This window comes from Collimonas sp. OK242 (genome assembly GCF_900107095.1).
Lineage (GTDB): Bacteria > Pseudomonadota > Gammaproteobacteria > Burkholderiales > Burkholderiaceae_D > Collimonas.
Genome location: NZ_FNOR01000008.1, coordinates 113138 through 137276 on the forward strand (window position 1 = coordinate 113138; position 24139 = coordinate 137276).

At 56.0% G+C, this 24139-nt stretch carries 22 protein-coding genes; 6 read left to right on the plus strand and 16 right to left on the minus strand.

The features are described 5' to 3' along the window. The 8 genes from BLV81_RS24220 to BLV81_RS10560 all read right to left on the minus strand — a co-directional run. Window positions 1–137 (minus strand): hypothetical protein (locus tag BLV81_RS24220; protein WP_255365131.1); only part of this gene is annotated, 137 nt, incomplete at its 3' end. Window positions 138–642: 505 nt separating this feature from the next. After that, complete coding sequence (locus BLV81_RS10530) at window positions 643–1800, minus strand: ribonucleotide-diphosphate reductase subunit beta (protein ID WP_092355400.1); 1158 nt, start codon at window positions 1798–1800, stop codon at window positions 643–645. 222 nt (window positions 1801–2022) lie between these two features. Further along, entirely contained in the window at window positions 2023–4947 is a 2925-nt protein-coding gene (locus BLV81_RS10535) for a ribonucleoside-diphosphate reductase subunit alpha (RefSeq protein ID WP_092355403.1), read from the minus strand. 429 nt (window positions 4948–5376) lie between these two features. After that, complete coding sequence (gene ampD / locus BLV81_RS10540) at window positions 5377–6018, minus strand: 1,6-anhydro-N-acetylmuramyl-L-alanine amidase AmpD (RefSeq protein WP_092355406.1); 642 nt, start codon at window positions 6016–6018, stop codon at window positions 5377–5379. Between the two features lie 37 nt (window positions 6019–6055). Beyond that, window positions 6056–7546, minus strand: coding sequence for a sigma-54-dependent transcriptional regulator (locus BLV81_RS10545; RefSeq protein ID WP_092355409.1), 1491 nt, complete (start codon window positions 7544–7546; stop codon window positions 6056–6058). A 24-nt stretch (window positions 7547–7570) separates the two neighbouring features. Beyond that, the gene (locus BLV81_RS10550; protein WP_092355411.1) at window positions 7571–9313 is read right to left on the minus strand and encodes a two-component system sensor histidine kinase NtrB; all 1743 of its coding nucleotides are present in this window, start codon (window positions 9311–9313) and stop codon (window positions 7571–7573) included. A gap of 117 nt (window positions 9314–9430) precedes the next feature. After that, window positions 9431–9709 carry a PP0621 family protein gene (locus tag BLV81_RS10555; protein ID WP_092355414.1) on the minus strand — a complete coding sequence of 93 codons (279 nt, stop codon included), beginning with the start codon at window positions 9707–9709 and terminating at the stop codon, window positions 9431–9433. After that, window positions 9706–10515, minus strand: a complete 810-nt coding sequence (locus BLV81_RS10560; RefSeq protein ID WP_092355417.1) for a cytochrome C assembly family protein — start codon at window positions 10513–10515, stop codon at window positions 9706–9708. The genes BLV81_RS10555 and BLV81_RS10560 overlap by 4 nt, the downstream gene beginning before the upstream one ends. A gap of 284 nt (window positions 10516–10799) precedes the next feature. Between BLV81_RS10560 and ffh the strand changes: the two genes are divergently transcribed. Next, the gene (gene ffh, locus BLV81_RS10565; protein ID WP_092355420.1) at window positions 10800–12167 is read left to right on the plus strand and encodes a signal recognition particle protein; all 1368 of its coding nucleotides are present in this window, start codon (window positions 10800–10802) and stop codon (window positions 12165–12167) included. Between the two features lie 346 nt (window positions 12168–12513). Continuing rightward, complete coding sequence (locus BLV81_RS10570; RefSeq protein ID WP_092355722.1) at window positions 12514–12882, plus strand: SWIB/MDM2 domain-containing protein; 369 nt, start codon at window positions 12514–12516, stop codon at window positions 12880–12882. Between the two features lie 213 nt (window positions 12883–13095). On the opposite strand, the gene BLV81_RS10575 is transcribed toward BLV81_RS10570, so the two are convergent. Together BLV81_RS10575 and BLV81_RS10580 are read right to left on the minus strand one after the other, a co-directional pair. Beyond that, complete coding sequence (locus tag BLV81_RS10575; RefSeq protein ID WP_255365132.1) at window positions 13096–13680, minus strand: lytic transglycosylase domain-containing protein; 585 nt, start codon at window positions 13678–13680, stop codon at window positions 13096–13098. 171 nt (window positions 13681–13851) lie between these two features. Then, a complete protein-coding gene (locus tag BLV81_RS10580; protein ID WP_092355426.1) occupies window positions 13852–15591 on the minus strand; it encodes a proline--tRNA ligase in 1740 nt (579 codons plus the stop codon). Window positions 15592–15864: 273 nt separating this feature from the next. On the opposite strand from BLV81_RS10580, the gene BLV81_RS10585 reads away from it, so the two are divergent. Together BLV81_RS10585 and BLV81_RS10590 are read left to right on the plus strand one after the other, a co-directional pair. Beyond that, window positions 15865–16446, plus strand: coding sequence for an RNA pyrophosphohydrolase (locus BLV81_RS10585; protein WP_092355429.1), 582 nt, complete (start codon window positions 15865–15867; stop codon window positions 16444–16446). 8 nt (window positions 16447–16454) lie between these two features. Next, a complete protein-coding gene (locus BLV81_RS10590; RefSeq protein WP_092355432.1) occupies window positions 16455–17063 on the plus strand; it encodes a CNP1-like family protein in 609 nt (202 codons plus the stop codon). Window positions 17064–17151: 88 nt separating this feature from the next. Here BLV81_RS10590 and proB read toward each other — a convergent pair whose 3' ends face one another. The 4 genes from proB to rplU all read right to left on the minus strand — a co-directional run bounded on the left by proB (window position 17152) and on the right by rplU (window position 20409). After that, window positions 17152–18270 (minus strand): glutamate 5-kinase, encoded by a 1119-nt coding sequence (gene proB / locus BLV81_RS10595; protein ID WP_092355725.1) that lies wholly within the window; start codon window positions 18268–18270, stop codon window positions 17152–17154. Between the two features lie 128 nt (window positions 18271–18398). Continuing rightward, window positions 18399–19508, minus strand: coding sequence for a GTPase ObgE (gene obgE / locus BLV81_RS10600; protein ID WP_092355437.1), 1110 nt, complete (start codon window positions 19506–19508; stop codon window positions 18399–18401). 280 nt (window positions 19509–19788) lie between these two features. Continuing rightward, on the minus strand, window positions 19789–20046 hold the full coding sequence (gene rpmA, locus BLV81_RS10605; protein ID WP_092355440.1) for a 50S ribosomal protein L27: 258 nt from the start codon (window positions 20044–20046) through the stop codon (window positions 19789–19791). Between the two features lie 51 nt (window positions 20047–20097). After that, entirely contained in the window at window positions 20098–20409 is a 312-nt protein-coding gene (rplU, locus tag BLV81_RS10610; RefSeq protein ID WP_038493216.1) for a 50S ribosomal protein L21, read from the minus strand. Between the two features lie 310 nt (window positions 20410–20719). Here rplU and grxD point away from each other — a divergent pair, with 310 nt between their 5' ends. Both grxD and BLV81_RS10620 read left to right on the plus strand, forming a co-directional pair. Beyond that, window positions 20720–21031 (plus strand): Grx4 family monothiol glutaredoxin, encoded by a 312-nt coding sequence (gene grxD / locus BLV81_RS10615; RefSeq protein WP_061944363.1) that lies wholly within the window; start codon window positions 20720–20722, stop codon window positions 21029–21031. Window positions 21032–21039: 8 nt separating this feature from the next. Further along, complete coding sequence (locus BLV81_RS10620; RefSeq protein ID WP_092355443.1) at window positions 21040–21651, plus strand: UbiX family flavin prenyltransferase; 612 nt, start codon at window positions 21040–21042, stop codon at window positions 21649–21651. A gap of 84 nt (window positions 21652–21735) precedes the next feature. Here BLV81_RS10620 and BLV81_RS10625 read toward each other — a convergent pair whose 3' ends face one another. Together BLV81_RS10625 and BLV81_RS10630 are read right to left on the minus strand one after the other, a co-directional pair. Continuing rightward, a complete protein-coding gene (locus tag BLV81_RS10625) occupies window positions 21736–23601 on the minus strand; it encodes a M61 family metallopeptidase (protein WP_092355728.1) in 1866 nt (621 codons plus the stop codon). 3 nt (window positions 23602–23604) lie between these two features. Continuing rightward, on the minus strand, window positions 23605–24063 hold the full coding sequence (locus BLV81_RS10630) for a DUF3429 domain-containing protein (protein WP_092355446.1): 459 nt from the start codon (window positions 24061–24063) through the stop codon (window positions 23605–23607). Between the last annotated feature and the right edge of the window lie 76 nt (window positions 24064–24139).

Sequence of the window (24139 nt, forward strand, 5' to 3'; positions counted from 1 at the left end):
GCCGCTACAGCTTTCTTAGCAACTGGCTTCTTAGCTGCTGCTGGTTTTGCTGCTGCTTTAGCTACTGGCTTCTTGGCCGGTGCTGCTTTCTTCACAGCGGGTTTCTTCGCTGCGGGTTTCTTTGCTGCTGTTGCCATTTTGTTTCTCCTTCACGTGATGGAAAAAATCAAGCTCCAAGTTGGAAACCCGACGAACCCATCGCGATGGGAACGGCGGATTATTCATCGGCGCAATCAACTCTGCTTGCGCTAATGAATTCGGCACCAGCTGAACTGCTCCATCCCCTCATTGATGCAGCACTTCAGCCATAATCGGCTAAGGTCTTTTCCCCGTTTCCAGGACCGGAAAAAGAGTTTCGCGCCACCTGTCGGCTGCGATCCTTGGCCAAAAAAACGCCAGCGGCTATGCCGGCGTCGGAATTCTGTTACAAAAACGTTTAGTTTTTTCCAAAGAAAACGCCGCCAAACCCGATTGAATCGGGGTAAGCGGCGACAACAGATAAGTACGTTTCTGTCTTTGGCTGTTCATTAAGTTTGGAAATCACCTTTCAGTTTGCAGACTTTTTTATAGTACTAAGCGCTGCAGGTCTCCAGCAAAACCTCTTCCATCCACCTCGTTATTCTTGTCCGAGATCTGAAGCCTTTATTCCCAGTTCAGTGCACCGCCTGTTTGATATTCGATTACACGAGTCTCAAAAAAGTTGCGTTCTTTTTTCAGATCGATCATCTCGCTCATCCAGGGGAAGGGATTTTCTTCCTGAGGGAACATTGGGTCCAGTCCGATTTGTTGCGCGCGGCGATTTGCGATGAACCGCAAATAACCTTTGAACATTGGCGCATTCAAACCGAGCACTCCACGCGGCATTGTATCCTCTGCGTAACGATATTCCAACTCTACTGCGCTTAAAAACAACGCTTTAATCTCATCGCGGAATTCCGGCGTCCACAAATGCGGATTTTCCATCTTGATTGTGTTGATCAAATCGATCCCGAAATTACAGTGCATCGACTCATCGCGCAGGATGTATTGATACTGTTCCGCCGCACCCATCATCTTGTTTTGACGGCCCAGCGCAAGGATCTGCGTGAAGCCGACGTAGAAGAAAAGTCCTTCCATGATGCAGGCGAACACGATCAGCGAGCGCAACAATTTCTGATCGTTTTCAGTAGTGCCGGTCTTGAACTCAGGATCGGTCAGCGTATTGATGAAGGGGATCAGGAATTCGTCTTTGTCGCGGATCGATTTGACTTCATGATAGGCGTTGAAGATTTCCGCCTCGTCCAGACCGAGCGATTCCACGATGTATTGATAGGCGTGGGTATGGATCGCTTCTTCGAAAGCCTGGCGCAGCAAATACTGGCGGCATTCCGGCGCAGTGATATGGCGATACGTGCCAAGCACGATATTGTTGGCGGCGAGCGAGTCGGCGGTGACGAAAAATCCCAGGTTGCGCTTGACCAGGCGGCGTTCATCGTCGGTCAGTCCGTTCGGATTCTTCCACAGCTCGATATCGCGCTGCATATTGATTTCCTGCGGCATCCAGTGGTTGGCGCAGCCGGCCAGGTATTTGTCCCAGGCCCATTTGTACTTGAACGGGACCAGTTGATTGACGTCGGTATGGCCGTTGATGATGCGCTTGTCCGCAGCATTGACGCGGTGCGTCACATCGACTGCCGGTGCTGCTTGGAATGCAGTATCGGACATTTGCGGACGTGCTGAAGGTGCAAATGCCGCTTGCGCCGGCATAGGCGGGGTACGAGGAGCGGGGGCCGAACTTTTTTCTTCATCCCAGGAGAGCATGCTTTATTCCTTTATCTTTCATCTGGTGGGACCGGATAATTTGCCGCGCTACGCTGGCTCTATAACCAATCCCAACCATTTTTCTTTGCAATTTAACCGTTTTGTCTAGTCAGTTGAGGACAGAGGCGCACGGCTAGTGCTGCGCGGGAAGTGTAATTCGCCACGCTGCGGTGGCTCTTAAACACTCGCCGTGCGCCTCTGTCCCCAAATAGCTAAACTGTTTTACTGGCAGGCTTCGCACTCTTCGAACCCGGGATCGCCAGGACGCATGGTGCATGCCGGTCCATCCAGTTCTTGTGGCGCGGCCGCAACAGGCGCAGCACCGTAAGTCGCTGCCGCACCGCCGCTGGCGCCGCCATCTACCGAAACCGCATTCAACGCGCCGGTTTTGGAGGTCGATTTTTCTGTATGCGTTGCGCCTATGGTGCGCAGGTAGTAAGTGGTCTTGAGACCGCGCAACCATGCCAGCTTGTAGGTTTCGTCGAGCTTTTTACCCGATGCACCCGCCATATAGATATTCAACGATTGCGCCTGATCGATCCATTTCTGACGACGCGACGCCGCTTCCACCAGCCAGGACGGTTCAACTTCAAATGCGGTGGCGTAAATCTCGCGCAGATCTTGCGGAATGCGATCGATCTTGGCCAGGCTGCCGTCGAAGTACTTGAGGTCGGAGATCATCACTTCATCCCACAAACCACGTGCTTTCAAGTCGCGCACCAGGTATGCATTGATTTCAGTGAATTCGCCGGACAGATTCGATTTCACGTACAGGTTCTGGTAAGTCGGTTCGATACAAGCCGATACGCCAATGATGTTGGAGATGGTGGCGGTCGGTGCAATCGCTACGCAATTCGAGTTGCGCATGCCGAATTCCTTGATGCGGGCACGCAACTCGGTCCAGTCCAGCGCTTCCGACATGTCGACTTCGAGGTAGCCGCCACGTTCTTCCGCCAACAGTTTCACAGAATCTTGCGGCAGGATGCCACGATCCCACAGGGAACCGCGATAGCTGCTGTAACGGCCGCGCTCTTCCGCCAGTTCGGTCGAAGCCCAATAAGCGTGATAGCAAACCGCTTCCATCGAATTATCGGCAAATTCAACCGCTGCTGTCGAGGCATAAGGTACGCGCATCATGTGCAGGCAATCCTGGAAACCCATGATACCGAGACCAACCGGACGATGCCGCAGATTGGAATCACGCGCCTTCTTCACTGCATAATAGTTAATATCGATCACATTATCCAGCATGCGCATTGCAGTATTGATAGTTTTCTGCAATTTGACATGATCCAGCTTGCCGTCTTTCATGTGCGCCGGCAGGTTGACCGAACCCAGGTTACATACGGCGATCTCGGATTCGTTGGTGTTCAGCGTAATCTCGGTGCACAGGTTCGAGCTGTGAACCATGCCCACGTGCTGCTGCGGCGAACGGATGTTGCACGGATCCTTGAAGGTGATCCATGGATGGCCGGTTTCGAACAGCATCGACAGCATCTTGCGCCACAAATCGAGCGCCTGGATCTTCTTGAACAAGCGCAGTTCGCCACGGGCAGCCTTGGCTTCATAGCCGGTATAGGCTTCTTCGAAGGCCTTGCCGACCTTGTCGTGCAGGTCCGGCGCATCGCTTGGCGAGAACAGGGTCCACTCGCCCTTTTCCATGACGCGCTTCATGAACAGGTCTGGAATCCAGTTAGCCGTGTTCATGTCGTGGGTGCGGCGGCGATCGTCGCCGGTGTTCTTGCGCAGGTCGAGGAATTCCTCGATATCCATGTGCCAGGTTTCCAGATAGGCGCATACCGCGCCCTTGCGTTTGCCACCCTGGTTCACCGCCACAGCGGTATCGTTGACCACTTTCAGGAACGGCACCACGCCTTGCGACTTGCCGTTGGTGCCCTTGATATGGGCGCCCAGCGAACGCACCGGTGTCCAGTCGTTACCCAGGCCGCCGGCATATTTGGCCAGCAAGGCGTTTTCCTTGATGGCTTCGTAGATACCGTCGAGATCGTCGGCAACCGTGGTCAGATAGCAAGACGACAGTTGCGAGCGCAGCGTGCCCGAATTGAACAGGGTCGGTGTCGAGCTCATGAAATCGAAGCTGGACAACAGGTTGTAAAACTCGATTGCGCGTGCTTCGCGGTTGACTTCATTCAGCGCCAGGCCCATCGCCACCCGCATGTAAAACGCTTGCGGCATTTCGATGCGGATATCGCGGACGTGCAGGAAATAACGGTCGTATAAAGTTTGCAGGCCGAGGTAACCGAATTGCAGGTCGCGCTCCGGCTTCAGTGCTTCGCCCAGTACTTTCAGGTCGAACTGCGCCAGCTTGCTATCGAGCAGATCGGCTTCAATGCCCTTTTTGATAAATTTCGGGAAATATTCGAGATATTCCGCCGGCGCATCAGCTTGCGCCACTTCCTTGCCGAATACTTCCTTACGGATCGTGTGCATCAGCAGACGCGCGGTGACCGTGCTGTAGGCAGGGTCTTTTTCCATCAGCGCGCGGGCTGCCAGAATCGCCGATTTGTGCAGTTCTTCGACCGGCACGCCGTCGTACAGGTTCTTGACGGTCTCGGCCAGGATGGCTTCAGCGTCGACATGCTTTTCCAGACCGATACAGGCAGCGGTAATCAGGTCACGCACCTGGCTCATGTCCAACACGCGGCGTTGGCCGTCTTCGGTCACGAACAATTCGGTGCCGGCTACGGTTGACTTGGCGCCGGTCTGTTGTTGCGAACGCTCTTCCATGCGCTTGGCGCGATACAGCACGTAGGCACGTGCCACGTCATGCTCGCCGGAGCGCATCAGGGACAGTTCAACCTGGTCCTGGATGTCTTCGATATGGAAAGTGCCGCCATTCGGCTGCCGGCGCACCAAGGCGGCGACGACGTTGGAAGTCAATTGCTCGACCAGTTCGCGTACCCGTGCCGATGCAGCACCCTGGCCGCCATTGACTGCGAGGAACGCCTTGGTGACAGCGATCGAGATCTTGGACGGTTCAAAACCGACCACGGCGCCGTTGCGGCGGATGATGCGGTAATCGCCGAAACTGCTGGAAACCTTGACGGGAGAGCCGCTACCGGTTGATGGCGGAACACCAGCGACGTCGGCTGATGATTTAACGGAAATTTCTTGAGTAGATTGCACTGAGCCTCCCGAGACTGTGAAAACAGGCGAAACAATTACGCCTGCTGTTATTAATTAGAACCTTGGAACCATTGATGGTTCAGATACCGCGATTGCCACATCAGTCATTGCTTCATCGACTGCTTATCAGCAGGCGTTCATGACGGATGCCCGAATTCAGATAAAAAGAGAAAAAACAGCGATGTTAAATAATGGAACTACAACAAACCCAGAGGCCGCTTAGCAGCCTGTCCGACACCTGCATTTATACTGACATGAGTACAAAAACAAAACACCACACGGTGGACAGACCATGCAAAACAAGCCACGGACGAGATACGAAAAACACTACATATAGGTTTCTGGATTTGATTTTTACTAATTGTAGTACCTAGGACGCGCCGATGCAATCCAAAAATAGGATCTTTTTTATACGCAAAAAGAGACTATTTAATTGACTTTTTTGTCTGTGGCAGGAAAGCGCAAAGGCAATTTACCGGAGGCTTGCGGCATATGCCCGGCTAAGGCTTGCTGGTATTGGGTCCAGTCAAAAAACGGACCTGGATCGGTCTTTCTGCCGGGTGCGATATGTTCGTGCCCGGCCACCGCGGCGAGAGGGTAACGCAACTGCAAGGCATGGGTCAATGCAGCCAGCGCTCGATATTGCAATGCCGGAAACTGATCGAAATCGCTGCCTTCCAGCTCGATCCCGATTGAAAAATCATTGCAGCGCTCACGGCCTTCGAAACTCGATGCACCCGCATGCCAGGCACGCTCATTGGCAGAGACGAACTGGACCACGCCGCCGTCGCGCAGTATCAGGAAATGGGAAGAAACCCTGAGCGGGCGCAACTGCTCGAAATAAGGATGGGCGTCATAATCGAGGCGATTGCCGAACAGGTCGGCAATATAATGGCCGCCAAACTGCCCCGGCGGCAGGCTGATGTTATGAATCACCAGCAAATCCGCCACGCAGCCATCGGGCCGGGCGTCACGGTTGGGCGACGACTGGCGCACCACCTCCTCGGGACGACACCAGCCGTCCGCACCGATTGAAAAACATGGGGGAAGCGATGTCTGCTGCTCCATCATTGTTACCTGGCCTTAATTCAAGTCTTCATCTTGCTCATTAATCCTGCTCATGAATCGACAAACGCTGCATCCGGTAGCGCAGCTGGCGAAAGCTGATGCCCAGCAAATCGGCTGCCTTGGTGCGATTGAAATGCGTACGCGTCAGCGCTTGCCGAATCACGTCGCGTTCGATGTCGTCAAGATAGTCCGGCAGCGATGGCGGCAGTTCGGCGCCGTTGAATTGTGCCGTAACGGCAGCCACGCCAGCCGCAACCGGGTCCAGATTCGTCGCCATGGCAGCGCCGACCGGCCCGGCTTCGTAGTAATGATCGCCGGGCTCCGGTGTCTCTGCTGCTTCTGCGGGCCGCCCTTGGCTGCCTCCCTTCAAACCCAGATCCGCCACCTCGATCACGCCGTCGTTGGCAAACGCCAACGCGCGCTCCAGGATATTTTCCAATTCGCGCACATTTCCCGGAAACGCATAGGCACGCAGCGCCGACAAGGCGGCCGGCGCCAATGTCACCTGCTCCGCCTGCGGGGTAAACGCCGACAAGCGTCCCAAGATCGCAGCGACCAGCAGACCGATGTCATCCAGCCGCTCTCGCAGCGGCGGCAGTTTTAATTCAATGACATTCAAACGATAGTACAAATCCTGGCGAAATCTACCTGATTCGACGCACTCGGCCAGATTCTGATGGGTGGCGCTGATCAGACGGACGTCCACCGCCTCCTCCACCGTGGCCCCGACCTTGCGCACCCGCCGCTCCTGGATCGCGCGCAGCAGCTTGACTTGCATCGCCAGCGGCAGGTCGGCGACCTCGTCCAATAACAAGGTGCCGCCATTGGCGGCTTGAAAAAATCCGTCGCGGTCATCGGCAGCGCCGGTAAATGCGCCTTTGCGGTAGCCGAAGAACTCCGCTTCCATCAAAGCTTCCGGGATTGCGCCGCAATTGACGGCGACGAAGGGTTTGTCGGCACGCGGGCTGAGCGCATGGATGTCCCTTGCCGCCAACTCCTTGCCGCTGCCGGATTCGCCGGTAATCGCCACCGGCGCCATGCTGCGCGCCAGACGCACGATCTGCGTGCGCAACTCTTGCATAGCGGCAGATTGGCCGATCAGGCGCAACGCAGAATTCGAGCGGAGTTTGGCATCCGCTGCCGGGCGCAGGTTTTCGGCCGGCTTACCGACACGCAATGCCGATTGCACCATCAAGCGCAGCTGATCGAGCGCCACCGGTTTCGACAAATAATCGAAAGCGCCTGCCTTCAACGCCATGACAGCATTGTCGGCACTGCCGTAGGCGGTAATCACGGCGATCGGTATGACCTTTTCGCCGTTGGTGACTTCGCGCACCAGTTCGATCCCCAGTCCGTCCGGCAGACGCATATCGGTCAAGATCAAGGCATAGTCATTTTGCGCCAAATGGCTGCGCGCCGCAGACAAGTTTTCCGCGCTATCAACATCCAGCCCCATTTTTACCAATGCTATTTCCAGCAGTTCGCGCAGGTGCGCTTCGTCATCGACAACCAGAATACGGGGTGAAGTCATGGCATTCGTCTTTTTCAGTCAAATCTAATCGGCAAGAGACACCGGGTCATGGGCAGCAAACGCAATAACAAAACGACCACTTACGTGGCTGGAATTCTGTCCTTGAACATCATGCCGGTATTCATAATCGAGCAGCGCGCCGTTATTCAAACACAACTCGCGCGCTAAAAACAAGCCTAATCCGGTGCCTTTGCTGGAGGTGGTATAGAACGGCTCGAACAGATGCGCCCGGACCGCTGGGGAAATCGGTTCGCCATCGTCCTGCACATGCAACTCCAGCCGTTCCGCCACGCTGGACATGACGTGCAAGCGCATCGCGCCCGGCCGGCCACTGGCGTAACGTACCGCGTTCGACAACAGATTTGTCACTACTTCACGCAGATGCAAGGGATCAAACCAGACGCTCTGCAGATCTGCTGCATCGATCTGCAAGGCAATCGCAGCCGGCGCCACTGCATGGGTTTGCCTGAAATCCCTGACGATATCGTGCAACAAAGGCGCCAGCAGAATCGGTTCCAGCTGCCGTTGCGCCTTGCGCGACAGTTTCAGGATATCCTCAATCATGCGATTCAGGCGCGCAACATTGTCGTCGATAATCGTCAGCAGGCGCATCTCTGCCGCATCGGTCGCCTCTTCCGCCAGCAAGGTCGCGGCATACGAAATCGATGCCAGCGGATTGCGCACCTCATGCGCGATGCTGGCGGTCAGACGCCCCATGGCTGCCAGTTTCAGTTGCTGAGCCTGGTTTTCAATTTCGCTGACATCCTGCAAAAAGATGACTGCGCGGTACTCGCTCAGTTCGCGCATCCTGACGGCGGCAAAGCGCACTTTCAAATGCGCCGCCAGCTCGCGCCGTCCGCTCCAGCCGACAGCCGCCTCCTGGCCTTGAGCAAGATCGTCGGTATGTTTAATGGTGACGAAAACCGCCTCCCCCACGGTCGGGGAAACCGTGCGCGGCAGGTCGCTTACCTGTGATTCCCAGGCAAACAAGGCATCGGTGATTGGCGCCAGCGCCGCATAATCGCTCAATTTGTGCTGCTGCTCTTCATCAGACAGGGACAAACCCAGCATGCGCTCTGCCGCCGGATTTGCCATGATCAAAGTGCCAACCGGATCGACCACCAGCAAGCCATCGCCCATATCCTTGATCGCAATGCGGTTAATGTCCATTTGCACCCGCAAATCCCTGCCGCGCTGGGTCGCCAGTTCCTCTTGCTTGATCAGTTTGTTAGCCAGACGGTTAATCACCAGCACGGCAAAAAAGAAGGCGCCGCCGTACAAGCCGGCTTGCAGGGTGGAGGCATCCGGTGCCGACTGCAGAATCTGGTAACCGCTTTCCCCGAGCAATACCATGGTCGCAATTGAAACAAACAACAGCGCCAACAGCAGCGGCGCCAGGATCGCTGCGCCAGCCAGAGGGAACAGGTACAGGATCGCCAGGCCGCCCTTGGCGCCGCCGGCTCCTATATACAAGATCGACACCGCGATCATGTCCACCGTGATCGGCAACACGATCTGCGCCATGTAATGGCGATGGTGATATGCGGTAATGGCCGTGAAGACGCCGGCGCACAGCAGGTAGACGCTGCAAGTTTGCGGATTCGTAAATAGCTGCGAAAACCAGGTTTCGTTTTTGCTCTGGGTGCTGAGATAGGCCAGCATGACCATCGCAACCACGATGCGCGTCACGTTGAAGGTTTGCAGCGTGCGCCAGAACGTGTCCGGCTTGTCGTTCGGCGGGGTGAAAGTGAGGCTGGGACTCGTCATGCGCATATCTCCTGTCTCACGATGTATCTTGAATCCGCCGGTGCGACACTCTCGGACGCCGATGCCAACCTTGGCCCAGGGCCTGAATGAACGTAACTGCTCAAAGTGGGACAGGATCTAGGAGGAATGCAAGCGGCGGTGCTCCGCACTGCAGAAAACCGTGCCGGACGCATCGGTCAGCGCTTCCGATGCCGGGAAATGCATGCCGCAATGGGCGCAGGCAACCATGGCTTCAACCGGCGAGGAATTGCTGGCTGCAGTGGATTCGGCGCCGTTGGGGGAAGCCGATCCGCCTGAAGCGGAACGATCGAAACGATTTCCGCCAAGATTTTTTTTGAGGCGCTGCAGCCACACAATCACGGCCAGCACGACGACAATTAAAATAATCAGTTTCATACCAATACCCGATGCAACACAACCTCAAGCACGAAACGGCTCCCTACATACGCCAGTAACAATATGGCAAATCCGGTCAAGGTAAAACTGAGTGCGGTGCGGCCGCGCCAGCCCTGCCATTTGCGGCCCGCCAGCAGCAAACCGAACAAAGCCCATGACAGCATGGTGAAAATGGTCTTGTGATCCCATTTGAAGGCCTGGTTAAACAACTCTTCGGAAAACACTACCCCCGACAGTACCGTCAGCGTCAACAAGAAGAAGCCGAAAGCGATCAGGCGAAACAATAATTTTTCCATGGTCAACAGGGCCGGCAGACGATCCAGCGCGGCACCGAACCAGCCGGCTTTAGCCGCGCCCGGGCGGGTGTGCAAACGCGATTCCTGCAGCACCATCAATACCGCATGAAATGCGGCGATAGTCAGGGTGCTATAGGCCAGGATGGAAATGACGATATGCCACAAGAACACCGGCGACTTGCCGCCCAGCGGCACCATATTTCCCGGGAAAACCGCCGGCAGAATCGCTGCCAGCGCCGCCATCGGCAACACCAGAACCCGCAGGCCGTCCAAAGTGTAGTTGCGATTTTCCAGCCAATAGGCGGCGACCGAAACCCATAAGGTCGCCGACAACATCATCGAAAATCCGACGCGCAACTCTTGCGGCCCGACAACGTCGGCCCACAGCACGGCGCCATGTAGCAGCCATGCTGCCGCAACGAGAATGGAAATAGTCTGGCGTCGGCTCGACGGCAAAAAGGTGCAGCCTATATATAGCAGCGCCACCAGAACGAAAAGATATGTTTGCATCGCGTAAGTTTACAACATGTGGCGTCTGCGCGGCGTGCTCAAACAAAGCGAAGCCCAGCTTGCCACCACCAGCCGCAATTTATTGCATTTTCAACATCGCATTCATCGATCCTGAGACGCCGGCCCTTATTCCAGGGTCGGCCTGAGCCTGCATCGGGTAAAATGGCTCTTTACACGCTTTACCGTGTCCGCTTTAATGCGCATTAGCCCATTAAATTACGCGAGAATACGCGAAAACTGGTTCACCTTGACCAATTGCACCTCTTCTGGAAACGCTGTTACCCATGCTCGACAATCTTACCCAACGCCTCGCCAAAGTAGTAAAAACCATGCGCGGCGAAGCGCGCCTTACCGAAACCAACACCGCTGAAATGCTGCGCGAAGTACGTCTGGCCTTGCTGGAAGCCGACGTCGCCCTACCTGCTGTGCGCGAGTTCATCGCCAACGTCAAGCAAAAAGCGTTGGGCGAAGAAGTGATTGCATCGCTGACACCCGGGCAGGCCCTGGTCGGCGTGGTGCAGCGCGAACTGGCCTCGTTGATGGGCGCCGATCTCGGTCCCGAGGCGTCGCAACTGAGTTTCGCCACGCAGCCGCCGGCGATCATCCTGATGGCGGGCCTGCAAGGTGCGGGTAAAACCACCACCGTTGGTAAGCTCGCCAAATATCTGCGCGAACAAAAGAAGAAAAAAGTACTGACTGTCTCCGCCGACGTTTATCGTCCGGCCGCGATCGGCCAGCTGCAGACCGTCACGGCACAGGTCGGCGCAGATTTCTTCCCGACCGCAACGACCGACAAGCCAGTCGATATCGCACTGGCCGCGCTGGACTACGCCAAGCGCCATTATCACGACGTGCTGATCATCGACACCGCCGGCCGGCTGGGTATAGATGAAGCGATGATGAAGGAAATCAGCGCGATTCATGCCGCCGTCAACCCGATCGAAACGCTGTTCGTGGTCGACGCCATGCTCGGCCAGGATGCGATTAACACCGCCAAGGCCTTCAACGATGCGCTGCCGCTGACCGGCATCGTGCTGACCAAACTGGACGGCGACGCGCGCGGCGGCGCGGCGCTGTCGGTAAGGCACATCACCGGCAAGCCGATCAAGTTTGCCGGCACTGCCGAAAAACTGGATGGACTGGAAGCCTTCGACCCAACCCGAATGGCCAACCGCATCCTCGGCATGGGCGACATCCTGGCGCTGGTCGAGGAAGCCCAGAAAGGTGTCGATGTCGCGGCGGCCAAGGATCTGGCGCACAAAATCAAGGGCGGCGGCAAATTCGACCTGAACGACTTCAAGGCGCAGCTCGGCCAGATGAAGAAAATGGGCGGCTTGTCCAACCTGATGGACAAATTGCCGGCGCAATTCCAGCAGGCGGCGGGCGGCGCCAATATGGACCAGGCAGAAAAACAGGTACGCCGGATGGAGGGCATCATCAACTCGATGACCGCCCAGGAACGGGCCAAGCCGGAGCTGATCAAGGCTTCGCGCAAGCGCCGCATCGCCGTCGGCGCGGGGGTGCAGGTCCAGGAAGTCAATCGCATGCTGTCGCAATTCGACCAAATGCAGTCAATGATGAAAAAGCTTAAAGGCGGCGGCATGATGAAAATGATGCGCGGCATGAAAGGCATGATGCCTGGCATGCGTTAAAGCCTGCATCAGCACCGTCGCAACGCTGTCGTGACACCTTCGAAAGCCTTGCAAGTCATTGACTTGCAAGGCTTTTCGCAAAATTGGGTCGACTCTGCGAAGTCGCTAAGCGGCGGCGGCGGCATTTGTGACCGTCCCCGAATTCTGAAAAGGATACTGAAAATTAGCGTCAACCGGCCGCATAAGCCCGCCGACCGGCGCTTCTCCCAGCCTGAGCGGCGGTTCCGCTTCCGTATCAAATCCCGCACAAACCAGCAAAAAACGCTTGCATCGCCAGGAAAAGCGCAACACTATTAGCGATGCGTGCTTGACGCATTTTTTCACTATCCCTGAAGGAGGCTCAAAGATGGCCACAGCCAAAAAACCAGCAGTTGCAGCAAAGAAGCCAGCAGCGACCAAAGCAGCCCCGGTCAAAGCGGCAGCCAAGCCTGCAGTAAAAAAAGCCGACGCTCCGAAAGTTGCGCGCAAGCCTAATGCAGCATTCATGAAAGCATTGACACCATCAGCTGTTTTGGCGGCTGTCGTTGGCGCGACTCCGCTGCCACGCACTGAAGTTACCAAGAAGGTTTGGGAATACATCAAGAAGCATAATCTGCAAAATCCAGCAAACAAGCGCAACATCCTTGCAGATGAAAAATTGAAAGCTGTCTTTGGCGGCAAAAAAGAAGTGTCGATGTTTGAAATGACTAAACTCATTTCCGATCACTTGAAATAAAGCTTAGGGCCTGGCTGGACATTGTTCAACGCGTCGCCCTGAGTGCCAAACAAAAACGCCCGCATCACGCGGGCGTTTTTGTATCTGCAGATTCCAGCATCAATCGAATAAATCCGAATAGTCGATTGCTGCATAGCCTGCCGGCGTCTTCCACGGCAGGACCGGCGGCGCGTCGGTCCAAACGCTCGGGATGGCCGTCGGCCATGGGAAAAGTTACCGGTGGGCGGAAACTGTATGGATTGGCGGATCGTCCTTGTATTCCCAGCGCTTCCACGCCGCCAATACCGCATTGGGGTATTCAGGACGCCCGCGGCTGCCGTTGTAGCGGCCGAGCGCGAGATAAAGGTTGCCCTTTTCCATATCGATGTACATCCGCAGAATCGAACAGCCGTAACGCAGATTGGTCTGCATGTTGAATAATTTGCTGCGGTCGGCATCGCCGATGACGCGGGTCCAGAACGGCATGACCTGCATGTAGCCATGGGCGCTGACGCTGGATAGCGCGTACTTCCGGAATGCTGATTCGACCTGGACCAGGCCCAGCACCATGCCAGGATCAAGACCGGCGCGCTTGGCTTCATACCAGGCGGTTTCCAGAAATTCGATGCGCATTTGCGTATCCGGCAGTTTCTTCTTCAGGCGCTCCGACATCTCGCCCAGCCAATACAGATACTGGATGCGCTGATCGATGTCGGAAAACTTGGGTTTCGGCGGGCGGGCGTCATTGATGGCGCGCGACAACGCCAGGCGTACCGAGTCCGCCAGCTCTTCTTCTTTTTGATTGCCGGCATGCGCCATGCTGCCAAATAATAATATAGGCAGCAATATGGGCAACAAGCCAAGCCAACGAGACCAGCGCAATCGACACTCCCCAAAATGCATTTTTATTTGGGATGAGTATACAAAGAAAGCGCAGAGAAAACGCAAAGAAAACGGCGCAAGAACCAATGCGCCCTTATTTTGTTGTTTTTAGGAAACTAGGCGATTTTTAATAAACGCCGCCACCTCTGCCAACGGCACGGTAGTGGCCTCGGTATCGCGTCGTCCCTGGTACTCCAGCTGGCCGTCCTTGAGACCGCGATCGCCGATCACCACGCGATGCGGCACGCCAATCAGCTCCCAGTCGGCAAACATCGCGCCCGGGCGCTCGCCGCGGTCGTCCAGAATCACGTCGACACCTGCCGCCAGCAGCGTTTCATACAACTTGTCGGTCTCGGCTTTGACCGCCTCGCTGCGGTCATAGCCCATTGGGCACAAGACCACTTCGAACGGCGCGATAGCAGTCGGCCAGATGATGCCCTTGTCGTCGAAATTCTGTTCAATTGCAGCACCCAGGATGCGTGTAATGCCGATTCCATAACACCCCATCTGCAATAGTTGCGGCTTGCCGTTCTCATCCAGGAAAGTCGCCTTCATCGATTCCGAATAGGCGGTTCCCAGCTGGAACACATGGCCGACTTCGATCCCGCGCAGGATGGCCAACGCGCCTTTGCCGTCCGGCGATGGATCGCCCTCGACCACATTGCGGATATCGAACACCATCGGCTCGGGCAAGTCGCGGCCCCAGTTGACGCCGGTGAAATGGAAATCCACCTCGTTGGCGCCGCTGACAAAGTCATGCATGTTGGCGACGGTGACATCGGCCACCACGCTAACCGGCTTCTTGGTATTGATCGGCCCCAGATAGCCTGGCGGCGTGCCGAAATATTCAACGATTTCTTGTTCCGTGGCGAAACGATAACCGGCCAGGCCAGGGATTTTATTGACCTTGATTTCATTAAGCTCATGGTCGCCACGCAGCATCAAAAGCCAGACTACCTTGCTTGCGGCTTCTTTATCGCTTGCTTCTTTCTCAACAGTCAGCACGATCGATTTGATGGTGCGCGCCAAAGGTATTTCCAGCAATTCCGCTACCGCTTCGCATTTAGCCTTGCCGGGTGTCGCCGTCTTGGTCAGCGCTTCGGTCGGCGCAGCCCGGGTCGGGTTCAAAGGCAAGGATTCGGCCGCTTCCATATTGGCGGCGTAATCCGAGTTAGGACAGTACACGATAGCATCTTCGCCGGTAGCGGCGATAACGTGGAATTCGTGCGAACCGGTGCCGCCGATGGCGCCGTTGTCAGCAGCCACCGCGCGGAATTGCAGGCCAAAGCGATTGAAGATGCGGACGTAAGCGTCATACATGATCTGGTAGGACTGCTTCAGGCCGTCCAGGTCGCGATCGAAGGAATAGGCGTCTTTCATCGTGAACTCGCGCCCGCGCATCAAGCCGAAACGCGGCCGGCGCTCATCGCGGAATTTGGTCTGGATATGGTAAAAATTCACCGGCAGTTTGCGATAGGAGCGTAATTCGGTGCGGGCGATGTCAGTAATCACTTCTTCCGAAGTCGGCTGGATGATGAAGTCGCGACCGTGGCGATCCTTGACGCGCATCAATTCTGCGCCATATTTTTGCCAGCGTCCGGTTTCTTGCCACAGTTCGGCCGGCTGCACCACCGGCATCAGCAATTCCACTGCGCCGGAACGGTTCATCTCCTCGCGCACGATGTTTTCGACTTTGCGGATTACGCGCAAGCCCATTGGCATATAGGTATAAATGCCGGAACTGATGCGTTTGATCATGCCGGCGCGCATCATCAGTTTGTGGCTAACGATTTCAGCGTCGGATGGAGCTTCTTTGAGCGTGGAGATAAAAAAACGGGAGGCGCGCATAACGATGAATTCTTTTTAAAAAGAGAGGGTTATAATCAACTCAATTTTAAAGGATTAGCTGGCTGATGCGCCTACTCTTTGCACAATTGATTAATGTTCCGGCCATTGTTGCTATAGGTCAGGACAAATTGCGCGCCTAGTCGGGCGAGGACAGAGCTCTGCACCTAGCCTTGACGGCTTTATGGCTCTGTTCCGCAATGATAACGGCAAGCAAGGAATCTAGCAGAATGAGCAGTAGAGCCGCCTGGCCGCAGAAAGTTTTGAGGTAACAACATGCTTGACCGTGAAGGCTTTCGCCCGAACGTCGGCATTATCTTGCTCAACACCCAGAATGAAGTCTGGTGGGGCAAGCGCGTGCGTGAACATTCGTGGCAGTTTCCACAAGGCGGTATCAAATACGGTGAAACCCCGGAGCAGGCAATGTTTCGCGAACTCGAGGAAGAAATCGGGCTGAAAGCGGAACACGTCAAGATCATCGGCCGCACGCGCGACTGGTTGCGCTACGAGGTACCTGATCATTTTATCAAGCGCGATGTACGCGGCCATTACCGGGGCCAGAAGCAAATCTGGTTCCTGCTGCGCATGGTGGGACGCGACTGCGATGTCAACCTGCGCCTGACCGAGCACCCCGAATTCGACGCCTGGCGCTGGCATGACTACTGGGTTCCGCTGGATGTCGTGATCGAATTCAAGCGGGATGTATACCAGCGCGCCTTGCAAGAATTATCACGTTTCCTGACGCGCCCCTTGCAAAATGCGCCGCATCACGCCCGTCATTTACGCACCGGCCACGGGCCGCGCGCATCGACATCGACTCAATCCCCCCCGGCCTGTGCCGAACCCGAAAAGAAGTGAGCGCCTCTATGGCTTTTGATTTTGCCTTCCGTATTCCAGCTACACAGAAGATACCGCAACTATTGCCACTGGCCGCCAGCCTGCTGTTGCTAGGCGCCGCTACACAAGTGCATGCAGCTACCGACCCGTTCTACCCAAGCGCTGTCCAGCAATCGAATCCCGGCTTGTCCGACGATGACTTCGACGATGGAAAATCATGGCAAGAAGTCAAGACAGAAATCCCGCCGGCGCCACAGACGGCCAATCTGGTGTCGTTTTACGTCGGCCCGACTGCCACCATGAATTTCTTCATCGACATGAATTCGATATCGGTCGGCAGCGACGGCGTGGTCCGTTACACCTTGGTCAGCAAGAGCCAGGGCGGTGCTGAAAATATCAGCTACGAGGGGATTCGCTGCCAGACCTACGAAAACAAGCTGTATGCGTTTGGCCAGAAAGATGGCAGCTGGTCGCGCGCGCGCCTGAGCGGCTGGAAACAGATCAGCGAATTGTCCGGCAACCGCCAGCATGCGGCATTGGCCAAAGACTATCTTTGCCAGGATGGCACGGTAGCCGGCAAAGTTGAGGATATCCGCAATCGGGTGCGCAGCAATCGCACGATCAAACCAGGTAGCTGATCGACAATCCCGCGATCTATACAAAAACGGCTCCGGCAATCTGCGGAGCCGTTTTTTATTGGCCAGGACTGTTAGTCTTGCTTGCTGCTTAAAGCAAAACCATATTATCCCGATGTATCAGTTCCGACTCTTCGACAAAACCCAGGATCGCCTGGATTTCCGACGAAGGATGGCGCATGATGCGGCGCGCTTCGGAGCTGCTGTAATTGCTGATGCCGCGCGCGATGGCATGGCCATCGACATCGGTGCAGGTAATGACATCGCCGCGGCCGAACTCTCCTGACACTGCGGTCACGCCGATCGGCAACAAGGACTTGCCCTCGTTCCGCAGTTTTTGCACCGCGCCGGCATCCAGCACGACCTTGCCCGCGGTTTTCAGATGATCCGCCATCCACTGCTTGCGTGCCGTGAGTTGCGCAGTTTGCGCGGTCAATTGCGTGCCGATCGCCTCGCCGCCGGCAAGCCGCGTCAGCACCGCATCTTCACGGCCCCAGGCAATCACTGTGTGGGCGCCCGAAGTTGCGGCGCGCTTGGCCGCCAGGATCTTGGTTATCATGCCGCCGCGGCCGATGCTGGTGCCGGCGTCGCCTGCCATCACTTCCAGCGCCGGATCGCCGGCTTGCGCTTCATGCACAAATTCGGCGTTCGGGTCTTTGCGCGGATCGGCGGTATACAAACCTCTTTGATCGGTCAGGATGATCAAGGCGTCGCCTTCGATCAGGTTGGCAACCAGCGCGCCGAGGGTATCGTTGTCGCCGAACTTGATTTCATCGGTGACCACGGTGTCATTCTCGTTGATGATCGCCACCACGCCAAACCGCAACAGGGTGAACAACGTCGAGCGGGCGTTCAGGTAGCGTTCGCGATCGGCCAGATCGGCGTGCGTCAGCAATACTTGCGCGGTACGTATATTGTGGGCGCGGAAGCTTGTTTCATAGATCTGCGCCAGGCCCATCTGGCCAACTGCGGCACAAGCCTGCAATTCGTCGATGCTGGTCGGCCGCTTGTCGAAGCCGAGCCGCTGCATGCCTTCCGCCACCGCACCGGAACTGACCAGCACAACTTCCTTGCCCATCGCCCGCAGCTCGGCGATCTGGGTCGCCCATTTGGCGATGGCGCCGGCATCCAGGCCCTTGCCGTCATTGGTTACCAGGGAGGATCCGACTTTGATAATGATGCGCTTGGCTTTTTGAATGACGGAATTCATATTTTTATCTATCGCGGCCACCTCGGCCGATACCTGAATATTTGACAAGGCGGCAGAAAAAATAAGGCCAACGCCGGCGGGTATCTACATCAGATTCCCCGCACAGACATCAGCCGCCAACTACTTGCTTAGTCTAGTATCTTGAAGCGAGGATCGTCCGGATCGATGGACAGGATGGCTTGCGCTTCCACCACCATATGCTTCTCTTCCGAGCGCGTTTCCTGCTGGCGCTTCTCGGCCAGATAGCCGTAGATTTCCGTTACCAGCTCCGGGCAGCCATCGCGGTTCAGCGCGGAAATTTCAAATACCGGGCCTTTCCAGCCGAAACGCTTGATGAAATCCTTGACGCGCTTGACGCGCTCGCCTTCCGGGATCACATCGATCTTGTTGAGCACCAGCCAGCGCGGCTTGTCGAACAGCGATTGATCGTATTTTTTCAGTTCCTTGACGATCGCCTTGGCTTCCTTGACCGGATCGACCGTGTCTTCGAATGGCGCCAGGTCGACGATGTGCAGCAGCAAGCCGGTACGTTGCAAATGCTTCAGGAACTGGATACCCAGTCCGGCGCCTTCCGCCGCGCCTTCGATCAGGCCAGGAATATCGGCGATCACGAAGCTTTTTTCGTGGCTGACGCGCACCACGCCGAGATTCGGATGCAACGTGGTGAACGGGTAATCGGCGATTTTCGGACGGGCATTGGACACCGCCGTGATGAAAGTCGATTTACCGGCGTTCGGCTGTCCCAGCAAGCCGACATCGGCCAATACCTTCAGCTCGAGCCGCAATTCGCGGCGTTCGCCTTCCTTGCCGTCGCTTTTCTGGCGTGGCGCGCGGTTGGTCGAAGACTTGAAGTGGATATTGCCCCAGCCGCCCTCGCCGCCCTTGGCCAGCAATACTTCTTGTCCATGATCGGTCAGATCGGCGATTGCTTCGCCGGTATTGACGTCAACGATCAGCGTGCCAACCGGCATACGCAGCTTGATATCGTCGGCGCCCTTGCCGTAGCAATCCGAGCCGCGGCCATTTTCGCCGCGACCGGCGCGATGCATCTTGGAAAAACGATAATCGACCAGCGTGTTGATATTGCGGTCGGCAACGGCCCAGATACTGCCGCCTACGCCGCCATCGCCACCGTCAGGGCCGCCAAACGGGCGGAATTTTTCACGGCAAAAACTCGCAACCCCATTGCCGCCATCGCCGGCAATGACTTCGATTTTTGCTTCATCTATAAACTTCATTCGAAGGTCCTAATGAGGTTGGAGGTTAAATTCTTATTGAAAGACACAGGTAACTTTACCGATTTTTGGTCATCGTTGCAGCACAGGCCGCAACCGGCATTGCAATAATGCCATTATTTCAAGCGCAACTTGCCGCAAGCGAGTCAATAGCTTGCGCGTCCCCAGTTGTCTGAACAGTGTTTTCAGTGTTTTACGAGCAGAAACCAAAAAGGCTCTACCAGCGGCAGAGCCTTTCGCAGCAAGGCTATGAAGCCTTGCTTATGTCGAAGCTTAAAGAAACTTAAGCTGCTACGACAGTAACGTAGTTGCGCTGGGTAGCGCCCTTGGTTACGAATTGTACTTTGCCGTTGATCAGTGCGAACAGGGTGTGATCCTTGCCCATGCCAACATTTTCGCCTGGATGCGTCTTAGTGCCGCGTTGACGAATAATGATGCCGCCAGCGTTGATCGCTTGGCCACCGTAGACCTTGACGCCGAGTCGCTTTGACTCTGAGTCACGGCCGTTGCGCGTAGTGCCGCCGCCTTTTTTATGTGCCATTTAAAACTCCTGGTATCTAGTTAAGTCAATCGACGCGATTAATTAACGCAATTAAGCGTTGATCGAAACGATTTGAATTTCGGTGTAATTTTGACGATGGCCTTGATGCTTCTGATAATGCTTACGACGACGCATTTTGAAGATCTTGACTTTATCGTGGCGACCTTGCGCCAATACCTTAACCGACACCGTAGCACCTTCGACCAGCGGTGCACCAAACTTAATGGTGTCACCAGCGCCAACTGCGAGCACTTGATCAATAGTGAGTTCGGTGCCAATGTCTGCAGGTATCTGTTCTATTTTGAGTTTTTCGCCGGCAACAATCTTATATTGTTTGCCACCGGTTTTTATGACCGCGTACATATGAAACCTCATCGAAATGATTGAAGACTATTAAAAAATTTTCTTTCCTAAAACACCATAATCAGCGACAAACACACGCTAAATCGCTGGGCGGAATCGGGAGAACCTGAGATTGTACATGGACTCGGCACTTTCGTCAAAATCTCTTGACAAGTGCGGAATTCACCACACTTTCATGCTTCTGCCGGGCAACCTTCACTGTATCTTGCTTGAATCTTGCCATACAGCCATGTGCCCGCACAGACTCACCAGCAGCACAACGGCCTTTTTCATATAATGACGGTATTCTGAAACTTTTTAAGGTATTGCCATGAGCGATGTACAAGCGTGGATCAAGGAAACCGTGACCAGCAACCCGGTGGTGCTGTTCATGAAAGGAACCGCGCAATTTCCCCAATGCGGATTTTCCGGCCGTGCGATCCAGTTATTGAAAACCAGCGGCGCTGAGAACATCGTCACCATCAACGTTCTGGAAGACCCGGTCGTGCGCCAGGGCATCAAGGACTATTCCAACTGGCCTACCATTCCGCAACTCTACGTCAACGGCGAATTCGTCGGCGGTTCCGACATCATGAACGAGATGTTTGAATCGGGCGAACTGCAAACCTTGCTGAAGGCCTGAAACCGCAAGTGGTCCCGCCCAGCCGCCCTGCCGATGCCGCCCTGCCGCCGCGCCGCCTGATTGTCGGCATTACCGGCGCTACCGGCGTCATCTACGGTGTGCGGCTGCTGCAGCTGCTGCGTGAAATACCCGGCGTCGAAAGCCATTTGATGATTTCCGACGCCGGCGTCCTCAACCTGCACCAGGAACTGGAGATGCGCCGCAAGCAAGTCGAGGCGCTGGCGCACGTGGTGCACAATGTGCGCGATATCGGCGCGGCCATCGCCAGCGGCTCGTTTCAATCGGATGGCATGATCATTGCGCCCTGTTCGATGAAAACCCTGGCCGCAGTCGCCAACGGCCTGTCCGACAATCTGATCACGCGCGCTGCCGATGTGGTTCTCAAGGAGCGCCGGCGCCTGGTCTTGATGGTGCGCGAAACGCCCTTCAATCTGGCGCACCTGCGCAATATGACCAGCGTCACCGAGATGGGCGGCGTTATCTTCCCGCCGCTGCCGGGGTTTTACCACCGGCCGCAAAGCATTGCGGAAATGGTCGACCATACCTTGGGGCGGGTGCTGGATTTATTTGCCATCCAGCATACGCTGACGCCACGCTGGAATGGCTTGAAAACCGATTAAAAAAGGCCGGACCAACTGCTCCGGCCTTTTTTCAACGTCTTTTTAGCAGCTGATTTAACAGTTGATTTATCAACCTGTCCGCACTTAACGTCCGCTGCGTCCAGCCAGCCATGCGGTACGCAGCGCCGGCACCGGTGCCGGTTTCGCGTCCGCCTTGATGCCTATTTGTGGCGCGCTGTCAGCCAGCAATCTGACTCTAAAGCTCATCAACTCATCGCGTCGAAAAGCGTGGATGGTAACAGTGTCGCCAACCCGGTAACGCGCCAGCAGCGCATCCAGACTGGCGGGCACCCGGATATCGTCGACCGCCACCAGCACATCGCCAGCCGACAAACCGGCGCGATGGGCAGCACCGCCTTCGTACACATTCGCCAGTTTGCAATCGCCGCCATTGCGCGCGGTGCGCACGCCGAGCGAGGGCTGGCCCGGTTTGCGGCTATCGCTCAGCACAATGCCGGCCGGCGCCAATAATTTCGCCAGCGGCAAATCATCGGTTGCGCGCACATAACGATCGAAGAAACGTTTCAGCTTGAGGCCGGTTATTTCATCGAACAGTGCTTCGACCGCAGTCTCGCTGACACCGCGTCCGCTCATTGCATTGTCTGCGTAAAAATCGCGGCCATACCTTTGCCATAAGGCGCGCATTACATCGTCCAGCGATTTCCGGCCTTTGGTTTCGCTACGAATTGTCAGGTCCAATGCCAGCGCCACCAGCGAGCCCTTGGTGTAATAGCTGACAATCGCATTGGGCGCGTTTTCGTCCTGGCGATAATATTTGACCCAGGCATCGAAGCTGGAGTCGGCCACGCTTTGCTTATGCCGGCCGCTGCCAAGCAGCACGCCGTTGATGGTTTTCTCGATCAACTTGAAATAAGCCGGCTGATCAATCAAGCCGCTGCGCAACAGCATCAGATCGTCGTAGTAGCTGGTAAAACCTTCGAACAGCCATAGCAGGGGCGTGTAATTTTCGACCTGCAGATCATAAGGCGCAAATGCCGCCGGCTTGATGCGCTTGACGTTCCAGGTATGGAAATATTCATGGCTGCACAGGCCGAGGAATGTACGGTAGCCGTCGCTCATCTCCATCTGCCCCTTGACCGGCAAATCGGCGCGCGCGCAGATCAATGCAGTGGAAGCGCGATGCTCAAGCCCGCCATAACCGTCGCCCACCGCCAGCGTCAGGAACACGTAGCGTGGCATCGGTGCGCGCCTGGCAAACTTGCTGCCGGCCGGTTCGAAGAAGGCGATCTGGGTTTCGCAAATTTTTTTCAGGTCGGCGCTCAAGCGCGCCATGTCCAGATTCGGCACATTGCCGGTAATCGCAATCTCATGCGGCACGCCATGCGCCTTGAAACTGGCTAGCTGGAATGTGCCCATTTCGACCGGATGGTCGATCAGTTCATCGTAGTTGGCGGCGCCATAACTGCCAAAAGAACCGCGCTTGGCTTTCAGTGTCGGCAACGCGGTAGCGATGCGCCAGGCCTCAAATGCTTCGCCTTGCGGACGCTGGATATCGACGATGTGCGGCGTATTCTCCTGGCCGACCACACGCAAGAATACGCTGGTGCCATTGAAGAAACCGTGGGTCTGGTCCAGATGCGCGGTACGCACCGACAGATCCCACGCATACACCAGGTAATGCAAGGTCAACGGTCCGTCGCACGGCGCCGCTTGCCACGAGTGCTTGTCGAGTTTCTTGAGGACGATCTTGCGGCCATTCGATTCGGCGCGAATTTGCACGATATTGCGAGCAAATTCGCGGATCATGTAACTGCCGGGTATCCACGCCGGCAGGGCGACTGTCTGCCCGACCGCAGCCGGTTCAGCAATAGTCAGCGTAACGGCAAACAGATGCGCCGCCGGATCGGCGGCGACGATGCTGTAGCTTAGGCCATTGCGCTGGCTGCTGCGAGCTGGCTTGGCGATTAATCTGCTAGTATTTTTTTTCATCATTTATCCCCGAACATTACCGGCAATCACGGTTAGCATCAGCGCCGCCACCGCCACACAAGTCAATCTGAAACGCAGCTCGATAAACCAGGTCGGCAAGCCGTACCATGGGAACAGGCGTTTGTCGGCCTGATAAGCCGCGATAAAACCGGCAATCAGCAAAGCGAAACCGAAACCGCCGGCCATGGTCGAGAACCAGGCTATGCTGGTCGGCGCCACGCCCCAGACCAGGGCTTTCTTCGTATGATCCGCCGACATGTCGGCCCGCAGCACCACCGCGCCCCAGTGAATCCCGCCGAGAAAAGACAGGGCGGCGATGCCATAGGCCAGCTGGCCGCGAATGAAATCGCGGAGCCAGTCGGCGTTGACCAGCCAACATGCCAGCGTCAGCAACACGAACGGAATCAATCCGGCATAACCAAGTAAATGAATAAGGCGTTTGTTCAGGAAATGTGGATTCATCTGGAGGCTTCGTCAGGGAACGTCGGGTTGCGCAAAAAGACGCTAGTGTAGCGGGATTGTGCGATTAGAGCCTCAC